Source organism: Pseudomonas sp. TH21 (genome assembly GCF_016651025.1).
In the GTDB taxonomy this organism is placed as follows: Bacteria; Pseudomonadota; Gammaproteobacteria; order Pseudomonadales; family Pseudomonadaceae; genus Aquipseudomonas; species Aquipseudomonas aylmerensis.
On sequence record NZ_JAEKEQ010000001.1, the window covers coordinates 2,446,591 to 2,466,998 of the forward strand.

Genomic DNA, 20,408 nt, shown 5'->3' on the forward strand with positions numbered 1-20,408 from the left:
GCTATGTCAGGTCATACTTTGACAAAATCGGGCCATGCCGCCGACCTTCACTTTTTCTCCTTACGAACTCGACAGCCCCGAAGCGGTGGTGACGCTGCGGGAGTACCCGTCCGGCACGGTGTTTCCACGCCACACCCATCGTCGGGGACAGTTCGCCTATGCCTCGACGGGGGCGCTGAAGATGTTCACCGACCTGGGTAACTGGGTGGTCCCGCCGCAACGGGCGATCTGGGTGCCGGGCGGGGTGGCGCATGAGATGCACATGCGCGGCGATGTGGTGATGCTCAACACCTACCTGGACGACGATGCGGCCGCGCGTGCCGGTTTGCAGGATTACTGCCAGGTGTTCGGGGTGTCGCCGCTGCTGCGGCATTTGCTGGAAGCGGCGTTGGCCATCGGGCCGTCGGCGTCGCCGAGTGTCAGGGACCGCTGCGTGCTGACCCTGTTGATCGACGAGATCGGCGCCATGCCCGAGCTGCCGCTCAGCGCGCCATTGCCCTCCGAGTCGCGACTGGCCCGTTCTTGTCAGCGGTTTCTCGAAGCGCCGACGCAGAAAATCTCCATCGGCGAAATGGCCGATTGGTCGAGCATGAGCCGGCGCACCTTTACGCGTAACTTCCGGGAGTGCACCGGCATGACCTTTGTATCGTGGCGCCAGCAGGTCTGCCTGCTGGAGGCCACGGCGCGGCTCAGTCACGGCTCGTCGATCACCGATGTGGCCTTCGAGCTGGGTTTCAGCAGTTCCAGCGCATTCACCTCGGTGTTTCGCCGCAACCTGGGGGATTCACCGGCGCGCTACCTGGCCAAATCCAAGGCGGCGTCGATGTTCTGAAAGGAGGAGGGCGCCAACCTGGTGCCTTTCCCCCCAGCGGTACGGCGTTGAGTCTCACCCTTTGTTACTATCGCCGTCCCTTGTCACCAGGAGTCACCGCCCCATGCAGCACCAGTGGGATGAAATGCACCGCACTCGCAAGCCCACGTTCGTGTTGTGTGGCGAGCCGCAGGGGGAGGTGCTCAATCTCTATGTCCACGGTTATTCGGCGTTCTTCAATCAGCAACAACTGGGCAATTTCAAGCAACAGTTGGCGGCGATCGAAGGCTCGACCAACCTGATGCTGTTCTGGCCGGCGGGGCATTTCCTGGAAAACCTGTTTGCGCCGTTCAAGGACGTGATCACCGCGATGCTTGGCGGTGGCAGCCTCGGCGCGGCGACCGTGGGGGTGGGCAAGGCGATTGCCTATTTCCTCGACCATTACAAAAGTGTCGAGGCCCGGGTCGACGAAGTGGCCAGGAGCCTGCTGCCGGAACTCGCCGCTTACCTGCACGGGGAAGCGCTGCAAGTGCGGCGTATCAACCTGATCGGCCACTCCCTGGGCGCGCGCATTCTGGTCAAGAGCTTGTTGGCCAACCCCGAAACCGCTCGCGAGCTGCCGTTGGACAACCTGCTGCTGATGGGCGGCGCGATCTGTACGTCGAGCCCGTGGGACGAGGTCTCGGCGCCGCTCAAGGGACGGGTGATCAACTGTCACTCGAGCAAGGATTGGGCCTTGGCGATGAAACCTGACACCGAGCGCTGCATTGGTCGTTACGCAATCCCGGTGACCCCGGCGCTCAAGGCCAAGGTCACCAATGTGCACCTGGCCAGCTTCGATCACGCCGCTTACTGGCCGCAGTTGCAGACCGTGGTGCAGTACACCGACCTGTTGCAGGAGCGGCGCGGCATGATCCGCGCCGACCAGCGCAGCAGCGAGGTGCGCTTTGCCGAGGAGGACGCAGACCTGTTCCCGGCCCTGGTGCAGGCGCGGCCGGAAGAAGTGAAGTTCCTCGCCGAGTTGATGGCACAAAAACGCAGCGCCTCGATCGATGCTACGGTACGCGAGCCGCTGAAGCTGGCCATCGAGTTGCAGCGCATGGGCGGCGACAGCTTCATGAACCTGGCCCGTGGCCATGGCGTGAATTACCGCCAGATCGCCGAAGATGTCGCGCAGCGCCTGGGGATCAAGTTCGATGAGCCACTGGAGACGGTGGCTTTGGCTGATGTCGAAGCACGAGTCGCGGAAAAACTGATCGAGCAGTACAAGGCCAAGCTGAGCACGGCCGACCGCCAAGTGTTCGACGCTGAACTCAAGGCGGCAGCGCAGAAGGAGCAGGGCGTGTTCAGCCGTTTCGATGTCGGCCGCTCTGCAACGGCGGCGTTGAGCGGGACGGCACTGGCCGGATTGACCGGGTTTATCCTGCGCCGGGGGGCGGCCACGGCGATCCCGGTGGTGGGCCAGGCCTTGGCCGCCGCCATGCTGTTGGTGAGCGGGGTGCGTGCGTTTTCCGGCCCGGCGTATTCGATCACCACCCTGGCGGTGCTGGTGGTCGGGCTGATTCGCCAACGCATGGAGCGTGAAGCGCTGAACCAGGAGATCGACCTGGTGGTGCAGGTGGTCGAGACGTTTGACCTGCCTCGGGACACGGTGATGCGCACGGTCGCATCCGACTGATAAGCTGCGCCCTTGTCTTGTGTGTTTGCCTGGGATACCGCGTGAAATTCAGCCTGCCGAAAATCGCTACCGCTCCATTCTGCCCACCGGAAGTGGCCGGCTCCGTCGCCGTTGATCCCAACGCGTCGTTCTTCAAGCGCATCCTCATGTTTGCCGGCCCCGGGCTGCTGATCTCCATCGGCTACATGGACCCGGGCAACTGGGCCACGGCCATCGAGGCCGGGTCGCGCTACGGCTACAACTTGTTGTTCGTGGTGCTGCTGGCCAGCCTCGCCGGGATGGCGGTGCAGTGCCTGTGCTCGCGGCTGGGCATCGCCACCGGCAAGGACCTGGCGCAACTGTGTCGCGAGCGCTACAGCCCGCGTTCGGCACGCACCCAGTGGCTGCTGGCGGAAGTCTCGATCATCGCCACCGACCTCGCCGAAGTGCTTGGCTGTGCCCTGGCGTTTCACTTGCTGCTGGGGGTTTCACTGACAACCGGCATCGTCATCACTGCCTTTGACACCTTGCTGATCCTCGCCCTGCAAAACCGGGGCTTTCGCCGCCTGGAAGCGATCATGCTGGCGTTGGTGGCGACCATCGGCGTGTGTTTCTTCATCGAGCTGGTGCTGATCAAGCCTTACTGGCCCGACGTGTTCAGCGGCTTCACGCCCTCATTGTCGGCCATCAGCGACGCTGCGCCGTTGTACCTGGCCATCGGCATCCTCGGGGCCACGGTGATGCCGCACAACCTGTACCTGCACAGCTCGATCGTACAAACCCGGCTGATCGGCAAAGACCTCGCCAGCAAACAGGACGCGGTGAAGCTGGCCCGGATCGACACCATCGGCTCGCTGGCCCTGGCGTTGCTGGTCAATGCGGCGATCCTGATCCTCGCCGCCGCGGCCTTCCACAAAACCGGGCACACCGATGTGGTCGAGATCCAGGACGCCTATCACCTGCTGGACCCACTGGTGGGCGGCGCCTTCGCCAGCATCCTGTTCGGTGTCGCCTTGCTGGCGTCCGGGCAAAGCTCGACCTTCACCGGCACCATCGCCGGGCAAGTGATCATGGAGGGCTATCTCAACCTGCGCATCCCTTGCTGGCAACGTCGCTTGATCACCCGCGGGCTGGCGCTGATCCCGGCGTTCCTGGGCGTATGGCTGATGGGCGACGACGCCATCGGCAAACTGCTGATTCTCAGCCAGGTGGTGCTCAGCCTGCAGCTGCCGTTCGCGCTGTACCCGCTGATTCGCATGACCGGCGACAAGCAACTGATGGGACCGTTCGTCAATCGGCTGCCGACCAGGATGCTGGCGTGGTTCCTGTTTGCGGTGATCAGTGGGGCGAATGCGTGGTTGATTGGCCAGTGGGTGTTTTGATCAAGCCTGCGGGGCCATTGGGATGATTTAAACTTTCTTGTAATGCACGACTTCCATGGCGTTTCCCCAAAAAAAAGATCTGCTGGGAGTCTGCCCGAGCCTGCCGTGCTGGAAAATGCTGGCCCGGAAAAACAGAACGGGCCTACCTCATTGGGTGGGAAAAATACTCAGCAGCGACGTCCTGCACACTCAACCCACCTCACCGATCCCAATACGGCACGCTGCCGAAACACTCCACGAAGTAATCGATCACCGTGCGCACCTTCAGCGACAACCGCCGGCTCCCCGGCCACAACGCGGCGATCTGCTGGGGCTCCAGGGTAGTCGCCACCTCATAGTCCGTCAGCACCGCCTGCAACGTGCCGGCGCGCAGGCCTTCGCCGATCAACCAGGAGGGAAACACCACCAGCCCCAGGCCTTGCTCGGCGGCGTGGGTGAGGGTGTCGGCGTGGTTACCGGTGATCGGGCCCTTGACGCTGTAGGGCTTCCAGTCGCCCTGGCCCTTGCGGAAGAACCAGCGTTGCTGGCCGGTAATGCCCTTGTAGGCCAGGCATTGGTGGTCGATCAGTTCGTCAGGGTGGGTCGGCGTGCCATGCAGGGCCAGGTAGGCGGGGCTGGCGGCAAGGCGAAAACGCTGCGGGGCAAAGATGCGTGCCTGCATGCTGGAGTCGTTGAGCACGCCGATGCGAAACATCAGGTCGGTGCCGTCTTGGAGCGGATCGACGTAGGTGTCGGTCTGCTGGATATCCAGTTGCAGCTTCGGGTAGCGCCGGCACAACTCGCCCAGCCACGGCGCCAGGTGGCGCTGGCCAAAGACCATCGGCGCGTTGATGCGCACCAGGCCGCTGGGTTCGCTTTCCTGCTCCTGCAGTGCTTGGCCGGCGGCTTCGAGTTGTTCCAGCATCAAGCGCGCGTGGCGTCCCAGCAAACGCCCCGCCTCGGTAGGGCTGACCGCGCGGGTGTGGCGATAGAGCAATTGCTGGCCGAGGGCCTGTTCCATCAGTTGGATCTGCCGGGAAATCGAGGAGGGTGCCAGGCTCTCGCGGCGTGCCACTTCCGAAAAGCTGCCATGGTCCAGCACCGCGACGAACAGGCGTAGCGCCTTGAAACTCAATTCATTCAAGCCCTGCATCATGCCTCCAGGTTGTGCGTAATGCGCAAAGGTGTTGTCCGTATGCTCCCATTTATCGCACAGGACGACCACCGGATAATGCGCGTCATCCAATCCTTTGTTGATGTGCAGGTGATGTATGCAAGCAAGTTCTATCGAGGGCGTGGCGCAAGCCAAGCCGAAAAAAAACCTCCTGCGGCTGCTGCTGTTGCCGTTGGTGATCCTGGCCGGTATGGGGCTGTCGGTCGAAGCCGGCCTGCTCGGGCCGCTGGGCGTGCAAGTCGGGCATTTGTGGGCAACCTTGAGCATCTTCGGCGTCGGCTCGGCGATCCTGTATTTGCTGCTGTTGTTCAGCGGCCCGCAAAAGGGTCCGGCCCTGTCCGAGCTGCCGCGCTGGCAATTGATCGGCGGCTTCCTGGGGCCGATGTACGTGGTGGTGCTGACCCTGGCCACGCCGCATATCGGGATTGCCATGACCATGATCGCGATTCTGTCGGGCCAGGTCGGCAAGAGCGTGCTGATCGACCATTTCGGCTGGTTCGGCACGGCGCGCAAGCGCGTGAATGGCGAGCGCTGGATTGCCCTGGCGTTGATTGTGGTGGCACTTGTTTTGATTGCACGAGGTTAAGGCGATGAATCTGATTCTGTTATTGGTACTGGTGATTGCCGCAGGGGCGGTGTTGAGCGTGCAGGCCGCGATCAATGGTCGCCTGGGCCAGGCGGTGGGCGTATTGCGCGGCAGCCTGGTGACCTTCGTGGTCGGGGCGATTGTTACCGCGCTGATGATTCTGTTCTTCGAACCGGCCTATCCCGTGACCCTGTTGGACGTGCCTAAATGGCAACTGACCGGTGCGCTGTTTGGTGTGGTGTACATGATGGTGATGGTCGGCGCGGTGCCGGTGGTCGGTACGGCGGTCGCCACCGTGGCGGTGATCCTCGGCCAGCTGGGCATGGGCATGCTGATCGACAACTTCGGCTGGCTGGGCAACCCGGCGATCGAATTGTCGGGCGCCCGGATCGTTGCAATGGCGTGTCTGGCCCTGGCTTTGGTGTTCATGTACCGCAGCAATACGCGCACCGACTGATGGTTTGAACCATCGACGGCGGGCGGCAGTCACTGCTTAAGGTGCCGGCGCTCGCCGCACCGGGACGACCATGAAGAAGGAGTCTGACCATGCCCGATAAAACCTGTGCCTGCCCACACTGCAAGTGTGTGCTGGGAGCTGATGCGGTAATGAAGGACGGCAAGGGCTATTGCTGCCAGGGCTGTGCCGAGCATCATGCCCATGGCGAGCCGTGTGCGGCGGCCACTGGCTGCGAATGCGCCAAGTCGGCTAAAGGCTAACCCCCCATAGGAGCCGGCTTGCCGGCGATGCGCCCCCAAGGACTGCACGAATCTTGAGGTCGCCATCGCCGGCAAGCCGGCTCCTACGCAGTTTCTACGGTCACTGGCGTTCGAGTTCGAGCCGCAGGCTATGATCGGGCAGGCGTTGACGGTCTTTCACCACGCCGCTGGTACGGCGGCCCTCCAGCGCAAATACCACGGTTTGCGCGTCATGCAGATCATTCGGCAGCGGCTGGAAGACCTTCAGCACCAGCCAGCCTGGCGCGTGTTGCAGGCTCACCTGACACTCGGCCTGTTTGGCCAGCGGCCCGAACAAAGTGTCGCGGGTGTAATCAATGCGCGCCCTGCCATTGATTGAATCCATGGTTTTCTCCCTGATCAAGCCTGAGCGCGCGCATCCGAGCGGCGCCATTGCACGTTGGTAATGCCGAACTTCTCGGCCTGCTCCCGGCTGGTCTTCTTGACCTGCTCACGGGCGAAACGGCCGATACGGCCCACGCCGGCATCACAGCTTGCCCAATGCCAGGCTTCCAGGGTGTCGAGCTTTTCCAGGCGGATGATGAATGACTTCGGCTCGCCATGGAGGCTGTAGTCGATCACGAACAGTTTTGCGTTATTCATTGGCCCATCAACCCTGGTGGTGTAAAGCAAGTGATCCTCGCGGGCGCTAAAAATTCACTCGGATTGTCGAGCGGTGGTCATTACCATGGCGGCTCACCCTTGATTGATGTGCCCCCCATGGCCCTGGCTGCGCCCCCCGACCTCAGTGATCACGCCGTCCCCGTGCAGCCGTTGGCGCGTACTTACCCGCGTGGGTTGTACGTGGAGCCGCACAGTCACGACTGGGGACAATTGCTCTACGCCATGAGCGGCGTGATGTGGGTCGAGACCCCCCGCGAAGCCTTGGTGGTGCCGCCCCAGCGTGCCGTGTGGTTGCCGCCTGGGGTGGAGCACGGGATCCGGGTGGTGTCGGACCTGCAGATGCGCAATATCTACCTGCGCCCATCATTGGCGGCGACGCTGGACAGCCAGGTGCAGGTAATTGAGGTTGGCGGGCTGCTGCGTGAGCTGATCGTCGCGCTGGTGGAGCAGGGCGACAGCGGTGACGCGGCGTATTACGACGCGGTGGTCGGCCTGGCCCTGCTGGAGCTGCAACGGGCGCGTCGCTCGCAGATCCGCATCGCCATGCCGGTCGAGGCCGACCGACGCCTGATCAACGCATGCCAATCGGTGATGGCCGAGCCGTCCCTGGAAATCCCCTTCGAGCAGCACGCGGACACGGCCGGTGCCAGCGTGCGCACCTTGGCGCGGCTGTTCCAGCACAACCTGGGCATGGGCTTTGCCGAGTGGCGCCGCCAGGTGCAACTGGCCACGGCGGTGGCGGAGTTGATCCAGGGCCAGTCTGTGAGTGCGATCGCACGGTCGCTTGGGTACTCGCCGAGCAGTTTCAGCGACATGTTTCGCCGCGAACTCGGTGTGGCGCCTTCGCAATACGTCGGCTGAGGGGTTGGCCGAAATCCTGAAGCACTTGGCCGATGCTTCAGAAATGGGCTCTCTACACTGAGCCCATCAACCCCCTGAGGCGCAGCCCCCATGAACTACCTGATCTCCCTCGCCATCGGCCTGTTTGTCGGCGTGATTTACGGCGCGCTGGATTTTCGCTCGCCCGCGCCGCCGGCCATCGCCCTGGTGGGCCTGATGGGCATGCTGCTCGGCGAGCAACTGTGGCCCATGGGGCGGCAACTGGTCAGCGGTTGGTTGTCCTGATTTTCTTTCCCTCCTAAGGATTGCGTCATGAAAGCACTGCAGTTTTCCGCTACCGGCGACCTTAACGCCCTGGGTTTCGTCGACGTCGCTACCCCGGTGCCGGCGGCCGGTGAAGTTCTGGTCCAGATCAAGGCCGCGGGCCTGAACCCCAGCGATGTAAAAAACGTGCTCGGCCGCTTCCCCTACACCACCTTGCCGCGCATTCCGGGCCGCGATTTTGCCGGTGTGGTGGTGCAGGGGCCGCAGGCGCTGGTCGGTCAGGCCGTGTGGGGCACCGGACGCGACCTGGGCTTTTTCGCCGATGGTTCCCACGCCGAGTACCTCACCGTGTCCGCCAAGGGCGTGGCGCATAAACCCAGCCACTTGAGTTTTGCCCAGGCCGCAAGCCTTGGCGTGCCGTACACCACCGCCTGGGATGCCCTGGAACGCAGCGGCGTCGGCAAAGGCACGCGGCTGCTGGTGATCGGTGCCAATGGTGCGGTCGGCAGCGCGGCGCTGGCCTTGGCGAAAATTCGCGGGGCCCAGGTGCTGGCGGCGGTGCGCAAGGTCGAGCAGGTCGAGGTGTTGCAGGCGCAGGGTGTCGACGCGATTGCCCTGGGCACGCCGGACGAGCTGGGCGCGCAGGTGAACGCAGTGTTCAAGGGCGGTGCCGATGTGATCTTCGACACCACCGGTTTCTGGTTGCCGGCGGCCGTGGCGGGCCTGGCGCCATTCGGTCGCATCGCGATCATCGCCGCGCCGGTGGACGGCCACGTGCAATTGCCGGCCCTGGCCCTGTACCGCAAGGGTGGCTCGGTAGTGGGGATCAATTCGTTGCTCTACAACTGCGAGCAATGCGCGGTGATGCTCGAGCAGTTCGGACGCTTCTTCGACGAAGGCCTGCTGCCGCTGCCCACCGGCCTGCGCGAAGTGGCGCTGGCCGACGGTGTGCAGTGCTATCAAGACGTAAACCAGGGCAGCGCTGACAAGATCATCCTCCTGCCCTGACACGGTCAAAAAAGGGGGAGCGGGCTTGATTCCCGTGTCTGGCGCAGTTCCACTGTGGGAGCGGGCTTGCCCGCGAAGGCGGAGTGTCAGTAGCGGCGAAGCAGGCTGACCCAGCCCAATCGCAGGCAAGCCAGCTCCCACAGTGATCGAGTGCAGGCCTGAGTCCCGTGCCTGGCGCAGCTCCCACACTGATCGAGTGCAGGCTCGAGTCCCGTGTCTGGCGCAGCTCCACTGTGGGAGCGGGCTTGCCCGCGAAGGCGGTGGATCAGTAGCGGTGAAGTTGGCTGACCCGCCGCCTTCGCAGGCAAGCCAGCTCCCACAGTGATCCAGTGCAGGCTTGAGTCCCGTGCCTGGCGCAGTTCCACTGTGGGAGCGGGCTTGCCCGCGAAAGCGGTGGATCAGTAGCGGCGAAGCTGACTGACCCACCGCCATCGCAGGCAAGCCAGCTCCCACACTGATCGAGTGAAGGCCTGAGTCCCGTGTCTGGCGCAGCTCCACTGTGGGAGCGGGCTTGCCCGCGAAGGCGTTGGATCAGTAGCGGCGAAGCTGGCTGACCCACCGCCATCGCAGTCAAGCCAGCCCCCCCACAAGTCAACGCTCGTCAGGCTTCGGGGACGCCTTTTTCCCACGCCGACCAGTTCTTCAGGATCGCTTGCACCAGCGGGTTGCCCGTGCGGTACAGGTTCTCCAGCGCCGGTACAAAGCCGCCTTGATCGGCGTACTTCAGCAGGTTGTCCACTTCGCTGTAGCCAGGATAAGGGCGGTCGAAATCGGAACCGGCACGCACCACCGCCAGGCGCTGGATATCCACCAACCCTTCGCGACTGGCGCGCAGCAGGGCCTCGTAGGTGGAGTTGTCCTCCTGCTGGGTGGTGCAGTACTCGCCTTTATTGTCCGTGAGCAGCTGGGTCCAGACTTCGGCGCGCTCGCTCAGGCGCGTGCCGGAGAACCAGGTGTTACCCGCCAGGGTGTCGCAGCGGGTGACTTGCGGCGGCTGGTTGGCCGGCGCGGCGGGGTAGTGTTTGCGCCAGGCGCTGGATTCCTTGCTTTCCGTGAGCTCGACTTTTTGCGACAGCGCAAACGCCTTGGCTTGCAGCTTCGGGTTCAGCTCAAACACTTCGGTCTTGTAGTCCAACGGTGGTTTCTCGTTGGGCCCCTTGGTGTTGATGCCGATATAGCCGGTTGGCCACTCCTTGGGCGCATCCCGCGAGTCCAGCTCCCACTGGGTGCCGAATTCCACCAGGTAATGCGCCCACGCCGCCGTGCCGAGGGTGCCGTGCTTGGGGCTGATGCCGGCAATCCCGGCGATCAGGAAATAGCTCTGGCGCAGGTCGAACTTGGGCGACAGGGCCAGTGCCAGGGTGGACGCGGCGGCGTTGGTCTGGCCCATGCCGGTGACCAGCAGGCAGACGTCCTCGGTGTTGCAGCGGATCACCGGGTATTCGGCCGACAGGCCCGGCACGCGTACTTCCTGCTTGAGCGCCAGGCGGTCGATCCAGGTTTGCGCCTCGGGGGCGAACATGGTGATGAGCATCACCTTGGGCTTGATCGGCGCCGGTGTATCAGCCAGCACCACGTGGGGCAGCAGCGCCAGGCCGATGGCCAGTGACAGACGGGTAAACGCTTTCATCGAATGCTCCTTGATCAGAATTGATAGCCCACGCCGGCGTAGTAACCCCAGCCGTCGGAGCGGGCGCGGAAGTTGCCCTCGCCAAAGTTCAGCTCGCTGCCATCCTCCCAGTTGCCGCCGTTATGAAAGTAACGACCGACCAGGGTGAAGCGCAGGTGCGTGAACGAGTACAGCAGCACGTTGGTTGCCACCAGGGAATTGGCGGTGCGCGCCGGGTTGTCCTTGTGCAGGTCCGAGCCGAAATCGTAGTTGGTGAAGCCGATGTAGGTCAGCGAGGCACCGTTGTCGAAACTGCTGATGGGCACGATGTATTTCATCTGCGCGCGGTAGCCATCCCAGGAATATTCATTGCTGGCGCCGTAGTTTTCCCACTGGTAACGCCCGTAGAAGTTCGCCGACAGGTTTACCCGCGAGTGGGTGTCGATATCGGTGCCGAGGCCGCTGTACAGGGTGTTGGCGCGGTTGTCCTTGTTGCTGCCGTGGTCGTAGATCCAGTCGAACGCCACGTACCATTCCTTGAACGGGCCGATGGCCAGGCTGCGCCCCGCCAGGTAGTCGATGGAAATACGCGGCTCATGCTCCATGAACACCGGCGAGCCATGGTCCCACACGCCTTTGTCATTGCTGTTACCGATGGTGAGGATCTTCGGCACGTCGATGTAGCCGTACAGCTCGAAAGGTCCCTTGCGGCCGAAGTACTCGTATTCCAGGTACACGTCGTCCTGCGGCTTGGGGCCGAAGCTGATGTCTTTGCTGCCGATCAAGGTCAGGTCCTGGTTGAACCAGTCCGACCAATACACGCCTTTTTTAGCCGGGCTGGCTTCGGGGCTGAGGGTTTCGCCCTGTGCCGAGTCATCCACGGGTTTTTGCTGCGCCAAAATGGGTGCACTGAGTACTCCCGTAACGGCAGCCAGTAGCAAGGAAACACCAAAGCAAGCACGAGGCCTTGAGGTGGGGTGCATTGAAAATCCCTATTCGTACGCGGTTGGAACCCGATTCTGCGGGTAGTGGTGAACTTGGCTGGCAAGTTCGTTCCGCAAACGTTTGCACGTGGCGTACCAACTTTGTTCAAGGGATTGAGCTAAATGGAAAAAAGCGCGATTAATCGACCTTTTGGTCAAAATTGGCTGGGTGTCATTTTCTCGATGCGATTGAACAGGTGCATCGCGGTTTCGCGCCGATACTCACTCGGTGTCTGGTTCATCTCGATGCGAAAATGCCGGTTGAAGTTGGACAGGTTGGCGTAGCCCACTTCAAAGCAGATATCTGCCACCGACATCTCACTCTGCAGCAGCAACCGACAGGCGCGTTGCACGCGGAATTTACGCATCAGGTCGATAAATCCATGGCCGGTGTTGCGTTTGAAGAAGCGCGAGAAGCCGGGTTCGCTCATCTCCAGTTGTTGCGCGATGACCGACAGACGCACGTCGCCGGTCAGCTCCGTCATCAAGTAGTCGAAGGCCTTGTTGATGCGTTCGGCGCTGCGTGCGTCCAGGGTCGGCGCGTAGCAGGGGCTGGCCAGCGCCGTTACCTGAGGGGGCGGGGCATTTTTCAGGGTGTCGAGCAGTTGCAGGAACAGGATCAACCGCTGCAGGCCGTGGGCACTGCCGATGGCTTCCATCAGGCGGGCAGCCTGCAGCGCCGTTGCGCCGGTGAACTCCAGGCCGCGCCGGGCTTGCTCGAACAGCGGCTGCAAGTCGCCGAGTTCGGGCAGGGTCTTGCGCAAGGCGAGGAGGGCGGCGCCGTCAAATTGCAGCACCACGTCGCGGCCGCTCAGGTATTCACCGGGAGCCAGCTCGCCGATCCAGTCGTGCGGCAGGTCCGGGCCGATCAGCGCGACATGCCCGGCACCGAACGCGCCGATATAGTCGCCCGCCACCAGCTTGCCGCTGCCCTGGCGGATCAGGTGGATTTCAAATTCGGGGTGGTGATTCCAGCGCGCCAGGTCATAGGGGTAGTCATGTTCGAACCAGCGAAAGCAGTGGTCCGGCTCAGGCAGGATCACTTCAAGCTCGGCAGGGCGGTGTTCGAACAGTTGGGCGCGGCTGATGGGCATGGTGATGCCTCTTTTACTTGTTGGATCGGCTCAAAATACGCGGGTTGGCAAGCTCTGCGCTACCCCTGGTTTCGCCCGGTACTGGTACTTTTTTGATCCTGGAATGGCGGTTAAAAAAGTATCAGTCGAGCATTCGCCCTGCGTTTGTGGGGGACTGGCCAAGCTGCTGTAATCGGCGCTCAACAACAAAAACAACAGGTGGAAACCGCCATGTTCAAGCTCCCGCACGCGTTGTTCCTGCTTTCCGGCCTGGCAGTGGCAATGCCCAGTCAGGCCGCCGACACTGTCACCATCGCCACCGTCAACAACAGCGACATGATCCGCATGCAGCGCCTGTCCAAGGTGTTCGAGCAGCAACACCCGGACATCCAGCTGAACTGGGTAGTACTGGAAGAAAACGTGCTGCGCCAGCGCCTCACCACCGATATCGCCACCCAGGGCGGGCAGTTCGACGTGCTCACCATTGGCACCTATGAGACGCCGCTGTGGGGCGCCAAGCACTGGCTGGAGCCGCTGACCCAGTTGCCGGCCGATTACGACGCCGACGACATCTTCCCGTCGGTGCGCCAGGGCCTGTCGGTCAACGACACCCTCTATGCGTTGCCTTTCTACGGCGAAAGCACCGTGACCTACTACCGCACCGACCTGTTCAAGCAGGCTGGCCTGAGCATGCCCGCGCACCCGACCTGGACGCAGCTCGGCGAGTTCGCCGCCAAGCTCACAGCCAAGGACCAAGGCCAATACGGCATGTGCCTGCGCGGCAAGGCCGGCTGGGGTGAGAACATCGCACTGCTGAGCACCATGGCCAATGCCTTTGGCGCGCGCTGGTTCGATGAGCAGTGGAAGCCCGAGCTGACCAGCCCCGAATGGACCGCCGCCGCCAACTTCTACGTCAACACCCTCAAGCAATACGGCCCACCGGGCGTGTCCAGCAACGGCTTCAACGAAACCCTGGCGCTGTTCAATAGCGGCAAATGCGCAATCTGGGTCGATGCCAGCGTCGCCGGCTCCTTCACCACCGACAAGAGCCAGAGCAAGGTCGCCGACAGCGTCGGCTTCGCGGCTGCCCCCACCGAAGTCACCGACAAAGGCTCCTCGTGGCTCTACGCCTGGTCGCTGGCGATCCCGGCCACCTCCCAGCACAAGGACGCCGCCAAGGCGTTTATCGCCTGGGCGACGTCGAAGGCGTACATCCAGCTGGTCGCGGATAAAGAAGGCATCACCAACGTACCGCCGGGCACCCGCCAATCCACCTACAACGCGGCGTACCTCAAGGCTGCACCGTTCGCTCAGGTGACCCTGGAGATGATGAAACACGCCGACCCCGCGCACCCCTCGGCCAAACCCGTGCCGTACGTGGGCATCCAGTACGTGACCATCCCCGAGTTCCAGGCCATCGGCACCTCCGTCGGCAAGCTGTTCTCGGCGGCGCTCACCGGCGGCATGTCGGTTGACCAGGCGTTGCAGCAGGCGCAGTCCACCACCGAGCGCGAGATGAAACGCGCCGGCTACCCGAAATAGTTTTGACAGGACACCTCAATGAAACGACTCGAAGGTAAGAGCGCGCTGATCACCGGATCGGCGCGCGGGATCGGCCGCGCGTTTGCCCAGGCCTACATTGCCGAAGGCGCCACCGTTGCCATCGCCGATATCGACCTGCAACGCGCCCAGGCTACTGCAGCCGAACTGGGCCCCCAGGCCTACGCGGTGGCGATGGACGTCACCGACCAGGCCTCCATCGACAGCGCGATTGCCGCCGTGGTCGCCCAGGCCGGCAAGCTCGATATCCTGATCAACAACGCCGCGCTGTTCGACCTGGCGCCCATCGTCGACATCACCCGCGACAGCTACGCGCGGTTGTTCTCGATCAATGTCGCCGGCACGCTGTTCACCCTGCAGGCTGCCGCGCGACAGATGATCAGCCAGGGCCACGGCGGCAAGATCATTAACATGGCCAGCCAGGCCGGGCGGCGCGGTGAGCCGCTGGTGGCGGTCTACTGCGCAACCAAGGCGGCGGTGATCAGCCTTACGCAATCGGCGGGGTTGAACCTGATCAAGCAGGGCATCAACGTCAACGCCATCGCCCCCGGTGTGGTGGATGGCGAGCACTGGGATGGGGTGGATGCGCTGTTCGCCAGGCATGAAGGTTTGCCGCCTGGCGAGAAGAAGAGGCGGGTAGGGGGTGAGGTGCCGTTCGGGCGGATGGGTACGGCAGAGGATCTGACCGGGATGGCAATCTTCCTGGCGTCCAAAGAGGCCGACTATGTGGTGGCCCAGACCTACAACGTCGACGGTGGCAACTGGATGAACTGATCCTGGTAGGCGCCCGGCAAGCCGGGCGCCTGCAGGGGTGGTTTACTCGGCGAAACTGCGATCAAAAAAATACACCGCCCCGGGCTTCAGGTTCTCCACCGTCGCCTGGGGCCGGCCGCCTTCACCGTGCTTCTTGCGCCCCGTCTCACGCAGATACCCCGCCTCTGTCAGCTTCAATAGCCGCTGGCGAATACTGGTCTTCAATACCGGCCGCTCCAGCACCAGGGAAAAGATCGTGGTCGCTTCCGGTGCGCTGAATTCATTGCCCAGGAACATCAGCGGCAAGCTGCTGTACAGCGACTTGGAGAGCAACCGTTCCTGCACCGCCGCGACGATACTGTTGTGATCGAACGGCAGCTTGATGCTGCCATCGGCCACTGCCTTCAGCGCAAACCAGCCCTGGTGCTCTCCCAGGCTGACTTCATCCGCGACGATCGCCAGGTAAAAGGTCGACGACGACCAGCAACGCGGATCGCGAAACGCGTCACCCACCGTGCCCACTTGTTCACTCCAGGCCAACGCCAGGCCGACCTTGTCGCTGGTGCGCAAACGCTCCACGGCAGCCTGGAGGCTCAGATCTTGCACGTCGCCATTCACCACCACGCCGGGCAGTGCCCAGTGCCCGGCAAACGGCTCGGCCTCGCGCTTGTTCAGCAGCAGTTTCAGTTCGCCGCCCGTGCGGCAATAGCACAGAACGCACAGGTCGACGGTATGGAGGTAGGGGCTAAGGGGCATGTGACGTCCTTCTGAACAACGATGAGGCACAGTCTAGCGGATCGAACAGATATGTCATGTACTGGGCCCGGGATAGATATCTAAATGTTTCTTGCAATGAAAGTACATGACGTGTACTTTTGATTCCAGGCCACAGGAGATCCGCCATGACCCTCGCGAAAACCGCCATTGCTTCATTCGACGTCGATGCCCAGAAGAGCTTCACGCCGCTGTGTCCCAACGAATTGCCGGTGGTCGGTGGTGATCAGATCGGTGCCGAACTCAACTTCATGGCCAGCCTCGCCGGCCACCGCGTCGGCAGCAAGGACGCGCATACCCCGCATGCACCCTGGGTGGTCACGCAGCACAGCGAGATGCTGCAGCCCACCGGCCTGGTCCACGCCGATGTCACCTGGGTCAGCCACTGCGTGCCGGGTACCGAGGGCTTTACCTTGCTCGACGAACTGCCCACGCCCTATGACTACGACTACTTCATCTGGAAAGGCGTCGAACCCGACCTGCACCCCTACGGCGCCTGCTACCACGACCTGCTCGACAAGCTCTCCACCGGCGTGATCGAGTACCTCAAGGCCCAAGGTGTCAGCCGCGTGATCGTCGGCGGCCTGGCCCTCGACTACTGCGTCAAGACCACCGCCCTGCAACTGCTCAAGGCCGGGCTGGAGGTGGTCCTGCACGTGCCGGCGTGCCGCAGTATCAGCGAGGAGGGCGGTGTGCAGGCCGTCAACGAGTTGCTCAAGGCCGGTGCCTGCATCAGCAGCACCCGCGAAGAACTGGCCGCGATGGCCACGCGTTAAGGAGAACCACCATGGAAAGTGCCTACGACTACGAATCCCCGGTGATCCAGGGCTTGCTCGACACCGACTACTACACCTTCACCATGATGCAGGCGGTGTTGCACCAGCACCCGAATGTCGATGTGGAATACAACTTCATCGTCCGCTCCAGGGAAAAGCTCGGCCACCTGATTCCCGCGTTGCGCGCCGAGCTGGAGAACATGGCCGGCCTGCAGATGCGAGAAGGCGAGCTGCGCTTTTTGTTCAATCCGCGTTTTCGCGAATACCTGACCCCGGACTACGAGCGCTTCCTCGGCCTGTTCCGCTTCAATCTGCGTTATATCCACGTCAGTGAGATCGACGGCCAGTTGAACATCCGCGTGGTCGGCCCGATGCTGCACTGCATCATGTTCGAGCAGCCGGTACTGGCGCTGGTCAGCGAGTTGCGCAACCGCGACAAATACCCCGACGTGAGCCTGGAAGACGTCACCCGCAAGCTCTACCAGAAGTTCGACTGGCTCGAGAAAAACCTCAGCCGCGAGGAGCTGGCCGACTTGCGTGTGTCGGACTTCTCGACCCGCCGGCGCCTGTCGTTCAAGGCCCAACGCGAAGTGGTAGACATCATGCGCCGCGACTTCCCCGGTCAGTTCGTCGGTACCAGCAATGCGCACCTGGCCTATGAGTTCGACCTGCCGCTGATCGGCACCATGGCCCACCAATGGCTGATGGTGCACCAGCAACTGGGCCGCCTGCGTGAAAGCCAGAACGCGGCGCTGGAAAACTGGGTGCGCGAGTACCGGGGCCGCCTCGGCATCGCCCTGACCGACTGCATCAGCACCGACTTTTTCCTCAAGGATTTCGACCTGTACTTCGCCAAGCTCTACGACGGCCTGCGCCAGGACTCCGGCGACCCTATCGCCTGGGCCGACAAGGTGCTGGCCCGCTACAGACAGCTGGGCGTCGACCCGATGACCAAGGACCTGATGTTTTCCGACGGCCTGAACTTCGAAAAATGCCTGCCGATCCTGCGGCACATCCGGGGCAAGGCCAAGTTCGGTTTCGGCATGGGCACCAGCCTGGCCTGCGATGTGGAGGGCATCGAGCCGCTGAGCATCGTGATGAAGCTGGTGCGGGTGCACGGCGAGCCGGTGGTGAAATTCTCCGATGATCCGATCAAGAACGTCTGCGAAGACCCGTCGTTCTTGCAGTACGCGGCCCAGGTATTTTCTGTGGGAGGGGGCGTGCTCCCGAATGCGCTGGATCAGCGCTGACGGTGTCGACTGACACGTCGTGTTCGCGAGCGAGCCCGCTCCCACAGGTCAATCCCGGCAATACAGAGGTGTGATATGCAAACCCAAGAACGTATCGCGCAGGAACTGAATATCGATCGGCAACTGGGCGAGGGCGATGAAGCCAAAGAGGTCCAGCGGCGCATCGACTTCATCAAGACCACCTTGCGCCAGTCGGGCTGCAAGGCCCTGGTACTGGGCATCAGTGGCGGTGTCGACTCGCTGACCGCGGGCCGCCTGTGCCAGTTGGCGGTAGAGCAACTGCGAAATGAGGACTACGCCGCGCGCTTTATCGCCATGCGCCTCCCCTATAGAACCCAGGCCGATGAAAGCGATGCCCAGGCCTCGCTGGATTTCATCGCCCCGGACCACATCGAGACCCTGAACATCGCCGCCAGCGTCGACGGCCTGATGGCCAGCCTCGACGCCAACCAAGCCAGCGCCAGCCACGTGGATTTCATCAAGGGCAACGTCAAGGCCCGCACCCGCATGATCGCCCAGTACGCGGTGGCCAACCTGCACAACGGCCTGGTGGTCGGCACCGACCATGGCGCCGAAGCGCTGATGGGTTTCTTCACCAAATTCGGCGACGGCGCCTGCGACCTGGCGCCGCTCTCGGGGCTGACCAAGACCCAGGTACGCCTGCTGGCCAGCGCCCTCGGTGCCCCGGCGATGCTGGTGCACAAACTGCCGACCGCCGACCTGGAAGAGCTGGTGCCGGGCAAACCGGACGAACACGCCTACGGCTGTACTTATGCAGAGATTGACGCCTACCTGATGGGCGAGCCGGTGAGCGAACGAGTGAGGAGCCTTATCGAGCAGGCCTACCTCAAGACCGCCCACAAACGCGCACTGCCCATCACTCCCTCGTAGGCGCCGGCTCGCCAGCGAAAAACCCATCGGCACCGCGCACTTCCAGCATGCCCGCGTTATCGTTGTCGTTTCTCGCTGGCCGCGCCTACAGTTTGCTGTTCTCGCGAATGTTCCAGCCGAACCGGATCGGCCCGCCATCCTTGCCGCCATCGGCTTTCTGCGGCTGGTAACTGACTTCCAACTTGGCGAAGTTAAGGCTGATTTCTTCCGTAAGCACATCGTTGGACGCCGCTGCGCGTGTCTCGTAAGAGGCAACCATAACCTCCTTCAAGGTGATCAGCAGATACTCCACACTGCTGTCGCCTCCAGCCTTGCGCACCACAATGCGGGCTTCCGGATAATGCTTGCCGGTAGCACAGGCCATCATCAGGTTTGGCGTGGATTTATCCAGGCTCTTTTCAATCGCGATATTCGCCATATTGACCTTACCGGCGCCGCCGCCCGTGCCGCTGTGCATCGAGCCAGACTGAGACAGGCTCCAGCCCCAGCGGGTGATATCGATTTCATCCCGATGCGCCTGATCCCTGGACTCGCCCTTGATATCTCCCAGCTTCAAAAACATATCGATCGCCATCTTCGGTCCTTGTTTGATCGTTCGCCGGTAGTGGCGCGGGGCGTACTTTTCCCATTCCCAGGATTGACTACAAGGCTCTGAGGCGAGATCGAGAAGTGCCTGTCTTGAAAAAGGAAACCTTCCTACATTCCTGGTGGATATTGATTCTTTACGCTCTGCGCTCTTGAGAATTCTGGAGTAAAGGAATGGCTACCAGCGTATTGAAGGACGGATTCCCCAAGGCCCACCTCACCACCCGTGAGCGGGTAGAAAGCAGCATTGACCTGCGTCGATTGTTTGCTGTGATCGACGCTGATCCGGCGATTGCCGGGGCAGGGGTGGTGTACCTCGATTCACAGTTGTGGCCGGTGACGTTGCGCGAGTTTCAACCGATCTGCAGTGTGCTGCCCAAACGCGTGATTTTGCGCGAGATGCCGAGGTCGATGGCGCGGTTGGATTTTGTCCGGCGGTTGGAGCAGGAGCCTAGGGAATCGCAACTCGTGTTTGAGGCGTTAGGGATGGGGTTCGCATGCGGCAGTGCTATTTTAGGTTGGCTTGTGGCTGTCAGTGGTACCGCTGCAATTCCATTTACTGGCGGTATCAGTTCGGTGGTTGCGGCTGTTGGCTACACATCTGCGACGGCCAGTTTCGTTCAATGCGTTGTGGGTGGGTACCGTGTATACAACGAGTTGACCGATCCCTCGAAAAATCATTTGCTGGACAGTGATCCTTGGTATCAACACGCGACCGCTGCGTTGGACGCTGTTGCGCTTGTAGGTGCTGGTACCTCCTTCTTAACAACTGTCAAACTCGTCAATTTGACGAAGGCAGCCACAGGCAAAGGTTGGTATCAAGTACTCAGGGGGCTTACTCGACAGGAAAGAGCAAAGTTGACGAAGGAGTTATTGAGTATTCAACATCCGCAGTTGACTTCGAAAATGATGAAGTTGAAACAGCTGGCAGGTGATTTACCCAAGCGATTTACCCCTGCGAGTCTTCGTCATGCCACTGTTACCCAGATCAAGGATGTCATAGGTGCCTCATTGACTTCGGGGGGTAGCATTGTAAATGGCAATTTCCGAACGATTGCCGTGGGATTATATGAGGCGTTTGAAGAATGATATTT

At 62.1% G+C, this 20,408-nt stretch carries 22 protein-coding genes and 1 pseudogene; 15 read left to right on the plus strand and 8 right to left on the minus strand.

Going from position 1 to position 20,408, the window contains the following annotated elements:
- Window positions 1-34 precede the first annotated feature (34 nt).
- From JFU04_RS11020 to JFU04_RS11030, 3 genes are all read left to right on the plus strand, one after another.
- A complete protein-coding gene (locus JFU04_RS11020) occupies window positions 35-832 on the plus strand; it encodes an AraC family transcriptional regulator (protein WP_201144073.1) in 798 nt (265 codons plus the stop codon).
- Window positions 833-935: 103 nt separating this feature from the next.
- Window positions 936-2,489 (plus strand): DUF726 domain-containing protein, encoded by a 1,554-nt coding sequence (locus tag JFU04_RS11025; RefSeq protein WP_201144074.1) that lies wholly within the window; start codon window positions 936-938, stop codon window positions 2,487-2,489.
- Window positions 2,490-2,530: 41 nt separating this feature from the next.
- Entirely contained in the window at window positions 2,531-3,850 is a 1,320-nt protein-coding gene (locus JFU04_RS11030; RefSeq protein WP_065905989.1) for an Nramp family divalent metal transporter, read from the plus strand.
- A 199-nt stretch (window positions 3,851-4,049) separates the two neighbouring features.
- On the opposite strand, the gene JFU04_RS11035 is transcribed toward JFU04_RS11030, so the two are convergent.
- A complete protein-coding gene (locus tag JFU04_RS11035) occupies window positions 4,050-4,982 on the minus strand; it encodes a LysR family transcriptional regulator (protein ID WP_065905991.1) in 933 nt (310 codons plus the stop codon).
- A 118-nt stretch (window positions 4,983-5,100) separates the two neighbouring features.
- Here JFU04_RS11035 and JFU04_RS11040 point away from each other — a divergent pair, with 118 nt between their 5' ends.
- The 3 genes from JFU04_RS11040 to JFU04_RS11050 all read left to right on the plus strand — a co-directional run bounded on the left by JFU04_RS11040 (window position 5,101) and on the right by JFU04_RS11050 (window position 6,306).
- Window positions 5,101-5,589, plus strand: coding sequence for a DMT family transporter (locus JFU04_RS11040; RefSeq protein WP_065905993.1), 489 nt, complete (start codon window positions 5,101-5,103; stop codon window positions 5,587-5,589).
- Between the two features lie 4 nt (window positions 5,590-5,593).
- On the plus strand, window positions 5,594-6,046 hold the full coding sequence (locus JFU04_RS11045) for a DMT family transporter (protein ID WP_065905995.1): 453 nt from the start codon (window positions 5,594-5,596) through the stop codon (window positions 6,044-6,046).
- A gap of 89 nt (window positions 6,047-6,135) precedes the next feature.
- A complete protein-coding gene (locus tag JFU04_RS11050) occupies window positions 6,136-6,306 on the plus strand; it encodes a metallothionein (protein WP_016977247.1) in 171 nt (56 codons plus the stop codon).
- Window positions 6,307-6,406: 100 nt separating this feature from the next.
- Here the strand turns inward: JFU04_RS11050 and JFU04_RS11055 are convergent, their stop codons facing one another.
- Window positions 6,407-6,670, minus strand: a complete 264-nt coding sequence (locus JFU04_RS11055) for a hypothetical protein (RefSeq protein ID WP_201144075.1) — start codon at window positions 6,668-6,670, stop codon at window positions 6,407-6,409.
- Between the two features lie 14 nt (window positions 6,671-6,684).
- Window positions 6,685-6,927 (minus strand): DUF6555 family protein, encoded by a 243-nt coding sequence (locus tag JFU04_RS11060; protein ID WP_065905999.1) that lies wholly within the window; start codon window positions 6,925-6,927, stop codon window positions 6,685-6,687.
- A gap of 117 nt (window positions 6,928-7,044) precedes the next feature.
- Between JFU04_RS11060 and JFU04_RS11065 the strand changes: the two are divergent.
- The 3 genes and pseudogenes from JFU04_RS11065 (at window position 7,045) to JFU04_RS11075 (ending at window position 9,060) form a co-directional block, all read left to right on the plus strand.
- A pseudogene (locus JFU04_RS11065) lies at window positions 7,045-7,829 on the plus strand (AraC family transcriptional regulator).
- A gap of 70 nt (window positions 7,830-7,899) precedes the next feature.
- Complete coding sequence (locus JFU04_RS11070) at window positions 7,900-8,073, plus strand: DUF1427 family protein (RefSeq protein ID WP_074851542.1); 174 nt, start codon at window positions 7,900-7,902, stop codon at window positions 8,071-8,073.
- A gap of 27 nt (window positions 8,074-8,100) precedes the next feature.
- The gene (locus JFU04_RS11075; protein ID WP_120448243.1) at window positions 8,101-9,060 is read left to right on the plus strand and encodes a quinone oxidoreductase family protein; all 960 of its coding nucleotides are present in this window, start codon (window positions 8,101-8,103) and stop codon (window positions 9,058-9,060) included.
- A gap of 601 nt (window positions 9,061-9,661) precedes the next feature.
- On the opposite strand, the gene JFU04_RS11080 is transcribed toward JFU04_RS11075, so the two are convergent.
- The 3 genes from JFU04_RS11080 to JFU04_RS11090 all read right to left on the minus strand — a co-directional run bounded on the left by JFU04_RS11080 (window position 9,662) and on the right by JFU04_RS11090 (window position 12,746).
- Window positions 9,662-10,690 carry a purine-nucleoside phosphorylase gene (locus JFU04_RS11080; RefSeq protein WP_065906005.1) on the minus strand — a complete coding sequence of 343 codons (1,029 nt, stop codon included), beginning with the start codon at window positions 10,688-10,690 and terminating at the stop codon, window positions 9,662-9,664.
- 14 nt (window positions 10,691-10,704) lie between these two features.
- A complete protein-coding gene (locus JFU04_RS11085; RefSeq protein ID WP_065906007.1) occupies window positions 10,705-11,652 on the minus strand; it encodes a nucleoside-specific channel-forming protein Tsx in 948 nt (315 codons plus the stop codon).
- 155 nt (window positions 11,653-11,807) lie between these two features.
- The gene (locus JFU04_RS11090; protein WP_201144076.1) at window positions 11,808-12,746 is read right to left on the minus strand and encodes an AraC family transcriptional regulator; all 939 of its coding nucleotides are present in this window, start codon (window positions 12,744-12,746) and stop codon (window positions 11,808-11,810) included.
- Between the two features lie 210 nt (window positions 12,747-12,956).
- Between JFU04_RS11090 and JFU04_RS11095 the strand changes: the two genes are divergently transcribed.
- Window positions 12,957-14,267 (plus strand): ABC transporter substrate-binding protein, encoded by a 1,311-nt coding sequence (locus JFU04_RS11095; RefSeq protein ID WP_201144077.1) that lies wholly within the window; start codon window positions 12,957-12,959, stop codon window positions 14,265-14,267.
- 18 nt (window positions 14,268-14,285) lie between these two features.
- On the plus strand, window positions 14,286-15,059 hold the full coding sequence (locus JFU04_RS11100) for an L-iditol 2-dehydrogenase (RefSeq protein ID WP_065906013.1): 774 nt from the start codon (window positions 14,286-14,288) through the stop codon (window positions 15,057-15,059).
- 42 nt (window positions 15,060-15,101) lie between these two features.
- Here JFU04_RS11100 and JFU04_RS11105 read toward each other — a convergent pair whose 3' ends face one another.
- Window positions 15,102-15,794, minus strand: a complete 693-nt coding sequence (locus JFU04_RS11105) for an NUDIX hydrolase (RefSeq protein WP_201144078.1) — start codon at window positions 15,792-15,794, stop codon at window positions 15,102-15,104.
- A 146-nt stretch (window positions 15,795-15,940) separates the two neighbouring features.
- Between JFU04_RS11105 and JFU04_RS11110 the strand changes: the two genes are divergently transcribed.
- The 3 genes from JFU04_RS11110 to nadE all read left to right on the plus strand — a co-directional run bounded on the left by JFU04_RS11110 (window position 15,941) and on the right by nadE (window position 18,729).
- On the plus strand, window positions 15,941-16,588 hold the full coding sequence (locus JFU04_RS11110; protein WP_201144079.1) for an isochorismatase family protein: 648 nt from the start codon (window positions 15,941-15,943) through the stop codon (window positions 16,586-16,588).
- A gap of 11 nt (window positions 16,589-16,599) precedes the next feature.
- A complete protein-coding gene (pncB, locus tag JFU04_RS11115) occupies window positions 16,600-17,838 on the plus strand; it encodes a nicotinate phosphoribosyltransferase (protein WP_201144080.1) in 1,239 nt (412 codons plus the stop codon).
- A 75-nt stretch (window positions 17,839-17,913) separates the two neighbouring features.
- Entirely contained in the window at window positions 17,914-18,729 is an 816-nt protein-coding gene (gene nadE / locus JFU04_RS11120; RefSeq protein WP_201144081.1) for an ammonia-dependent NAD(+) synthetase, read from the plus strand.
- A gap of 85 nt (window positions 18,730-18,814) precedes the next feature.
- Here nadE and JFU04_RS11125 read toward each other — a convergent pair whose 3' ends face one another.
- Window positions 18,815-19,303, minus strand: a complete 489-nt coding sequence (locus JFU04_RS11125) for an Hcp family type VI secretion system effector (RefSeq protein WP_201144082.1) — start codon at window positions 19,301-19,303, stop codon at window positions 18,815-18,817.
- 185 nt (window positions 19,304-19,488) lie between these two features.
- Between JFU04_RS11125 and JFU04_RS11130 the strand changes: the two genes are divergently transcribed.
- Window positions 19,489-20,403 (plus strand): NAD synthetase, encoded by a 915-nt coding sequence (locus tag JFU04_RS11130; protein ID WP_201144083.1) that lies wholly within the window; start codon window positions 19,489-19,491, stop codon window positions 20,401-20,403.
- Window positions 20,404-20,408: the final 5 nt, after the last annotated feature.

Coding starts and splice junctions, on each gene's coding strand:
- JFU04_RS11020 (WP_201144073.1), top strand. CDS start 35: ATGCCGCCGACCTTCACTTTTTCTCCTTACGAACTCGACAGCCCCGAA.
- JFU04_RS11025 (WP_201144074.1), top strand. CDS start 936: ATGCAGCACCAGTGGGATGAAATGCACCGCACTCGCAAGCCCACGTTC.
- JFU04_RS11035 (WP_065905991.1), bottom strand. CDS start 4,982: ATGCAGGGCTTGAATGAATTGAGTTTCAAGGCGCTACGCCTGTTCGTC.
- JFU04_RS11040 (WP_065905993.1), top strand. CDS start 5,101: ATGCAAGCAAGTTCTATCGAGGGCGTGGCGCAAGCCAAGCCGAAAAAA.
- JFU04_RS11045 (WP_065905995.1), top strand. CDS start 5,594: ATGAATCTGATTCTGTTATTGGTACTGGTGATTGCCGCAGGGGCGGTG.
- JFU04_RS11050 (WP_016977247.1), top strand. CDS start 6,136: ATGCCCGATAAAACCTGTGCCTGCCCACACTGCAAGTGTGTGCTGGGA.
- JFU04_RS11055 (WP_201144075.1), bottom strand. CDS start 6,670: ATGGATTCAATCAATGGCAGGGCGCGCATTGATTACACCCGCGACACT.
- JFU04_RS11060 (WP_065905999.1), bottom strand. CDS start 6,927: ATGAATAACGCAAAACTGTTCGTGATCGACTACAGCCTCCATGGCGAG.
- JFU04_RS11070 (WP_074851542.1), top strand. CDS start 7,900: ATGAACTACCTGATCTCCCTCGCCATCGGCCTGTTTGTCGGCGTGATT.
- JFU04_RS11075 (WP_120448243.1), top strand. CDS start 8,101: ATGAAAGCACTGCAGTTTTCCGCTACCGGCGACCTTAACGCCCTGGGT.
- JFU04_RS11080 (WP_065906005.1), bottom strand. CDS start 10,690: ATGAAAGCGTTTACCCGTCTGTCACTGGCCATCGGCCTGGCGCTGCTG.
- JFU04_RS11085 (WP_065906007.1), bottom strand. CDS start 11,652: ATGCACCCCACCTCAAGGCCTCGTGCTTGCTTTGGTGTTTCCTTGCTA.
- JFU04_RS11090 (WP_201144076.1), bottom strand. CDS start 12,746: ATGCCCATCAGCCGCGCCCAACTGTTCGAACACCGCCCTGCCGAGCTT.
- JFU04_RS11095 (WP_201144077.1), top strand. CDS start 12,957: ATGTTCAAGCTCCCGCACGCGTTGTTCCTGCTTTCCGGCCTGGCAGTG.
- JFU04_RS11100 (WP_065906013.1), top strand. CDS start 14,286: ATGAAACGACTCGAAGGTAAGAGCGCGCTGATCACCGGATCGGCGCGC.
- JFU04_RS11105 (WP_201144078.1), bottom strand. CDS start 15,794: ATGCCCCTTAGCCCCTACCTCCATACCGTCGACCTGTGCGTTCTGTGC.
- JFU04_RS11110 (WP_201144079.1), top strand. CDS start 15,941: ATGACCCTCGCGAAAACCGCCATTGCTTCATTCGACGTCGATGCCCAG.
- pncB (WP_201144080.1), top strand. CDS start 16,600: ATGGAAAGTGCCTACGACTACGAATCCCCGGTGATCCAGGGCTTGCTC.
- nadE (WP_201144081.1), top strand. CDS start 17,914: ATGCAAACCCAAGAACGTATCGCGCAGGAACTGAATATCGATCGGCAA.
- JFU04_RS11125 (WP_201144082.1), bottom strand. CDS start 19,303: ATGGCGATCGATATGTTTTTGAAGCTGGGAGATATCAAGGGCGAGTCC.
- JFU04_RS11130 (WP_201144083.1), top strand. CDS start 19,489: ATGGCTACCAGCGTATTGAAGGACGGATTCCCCAAGGCCCACCTCACC.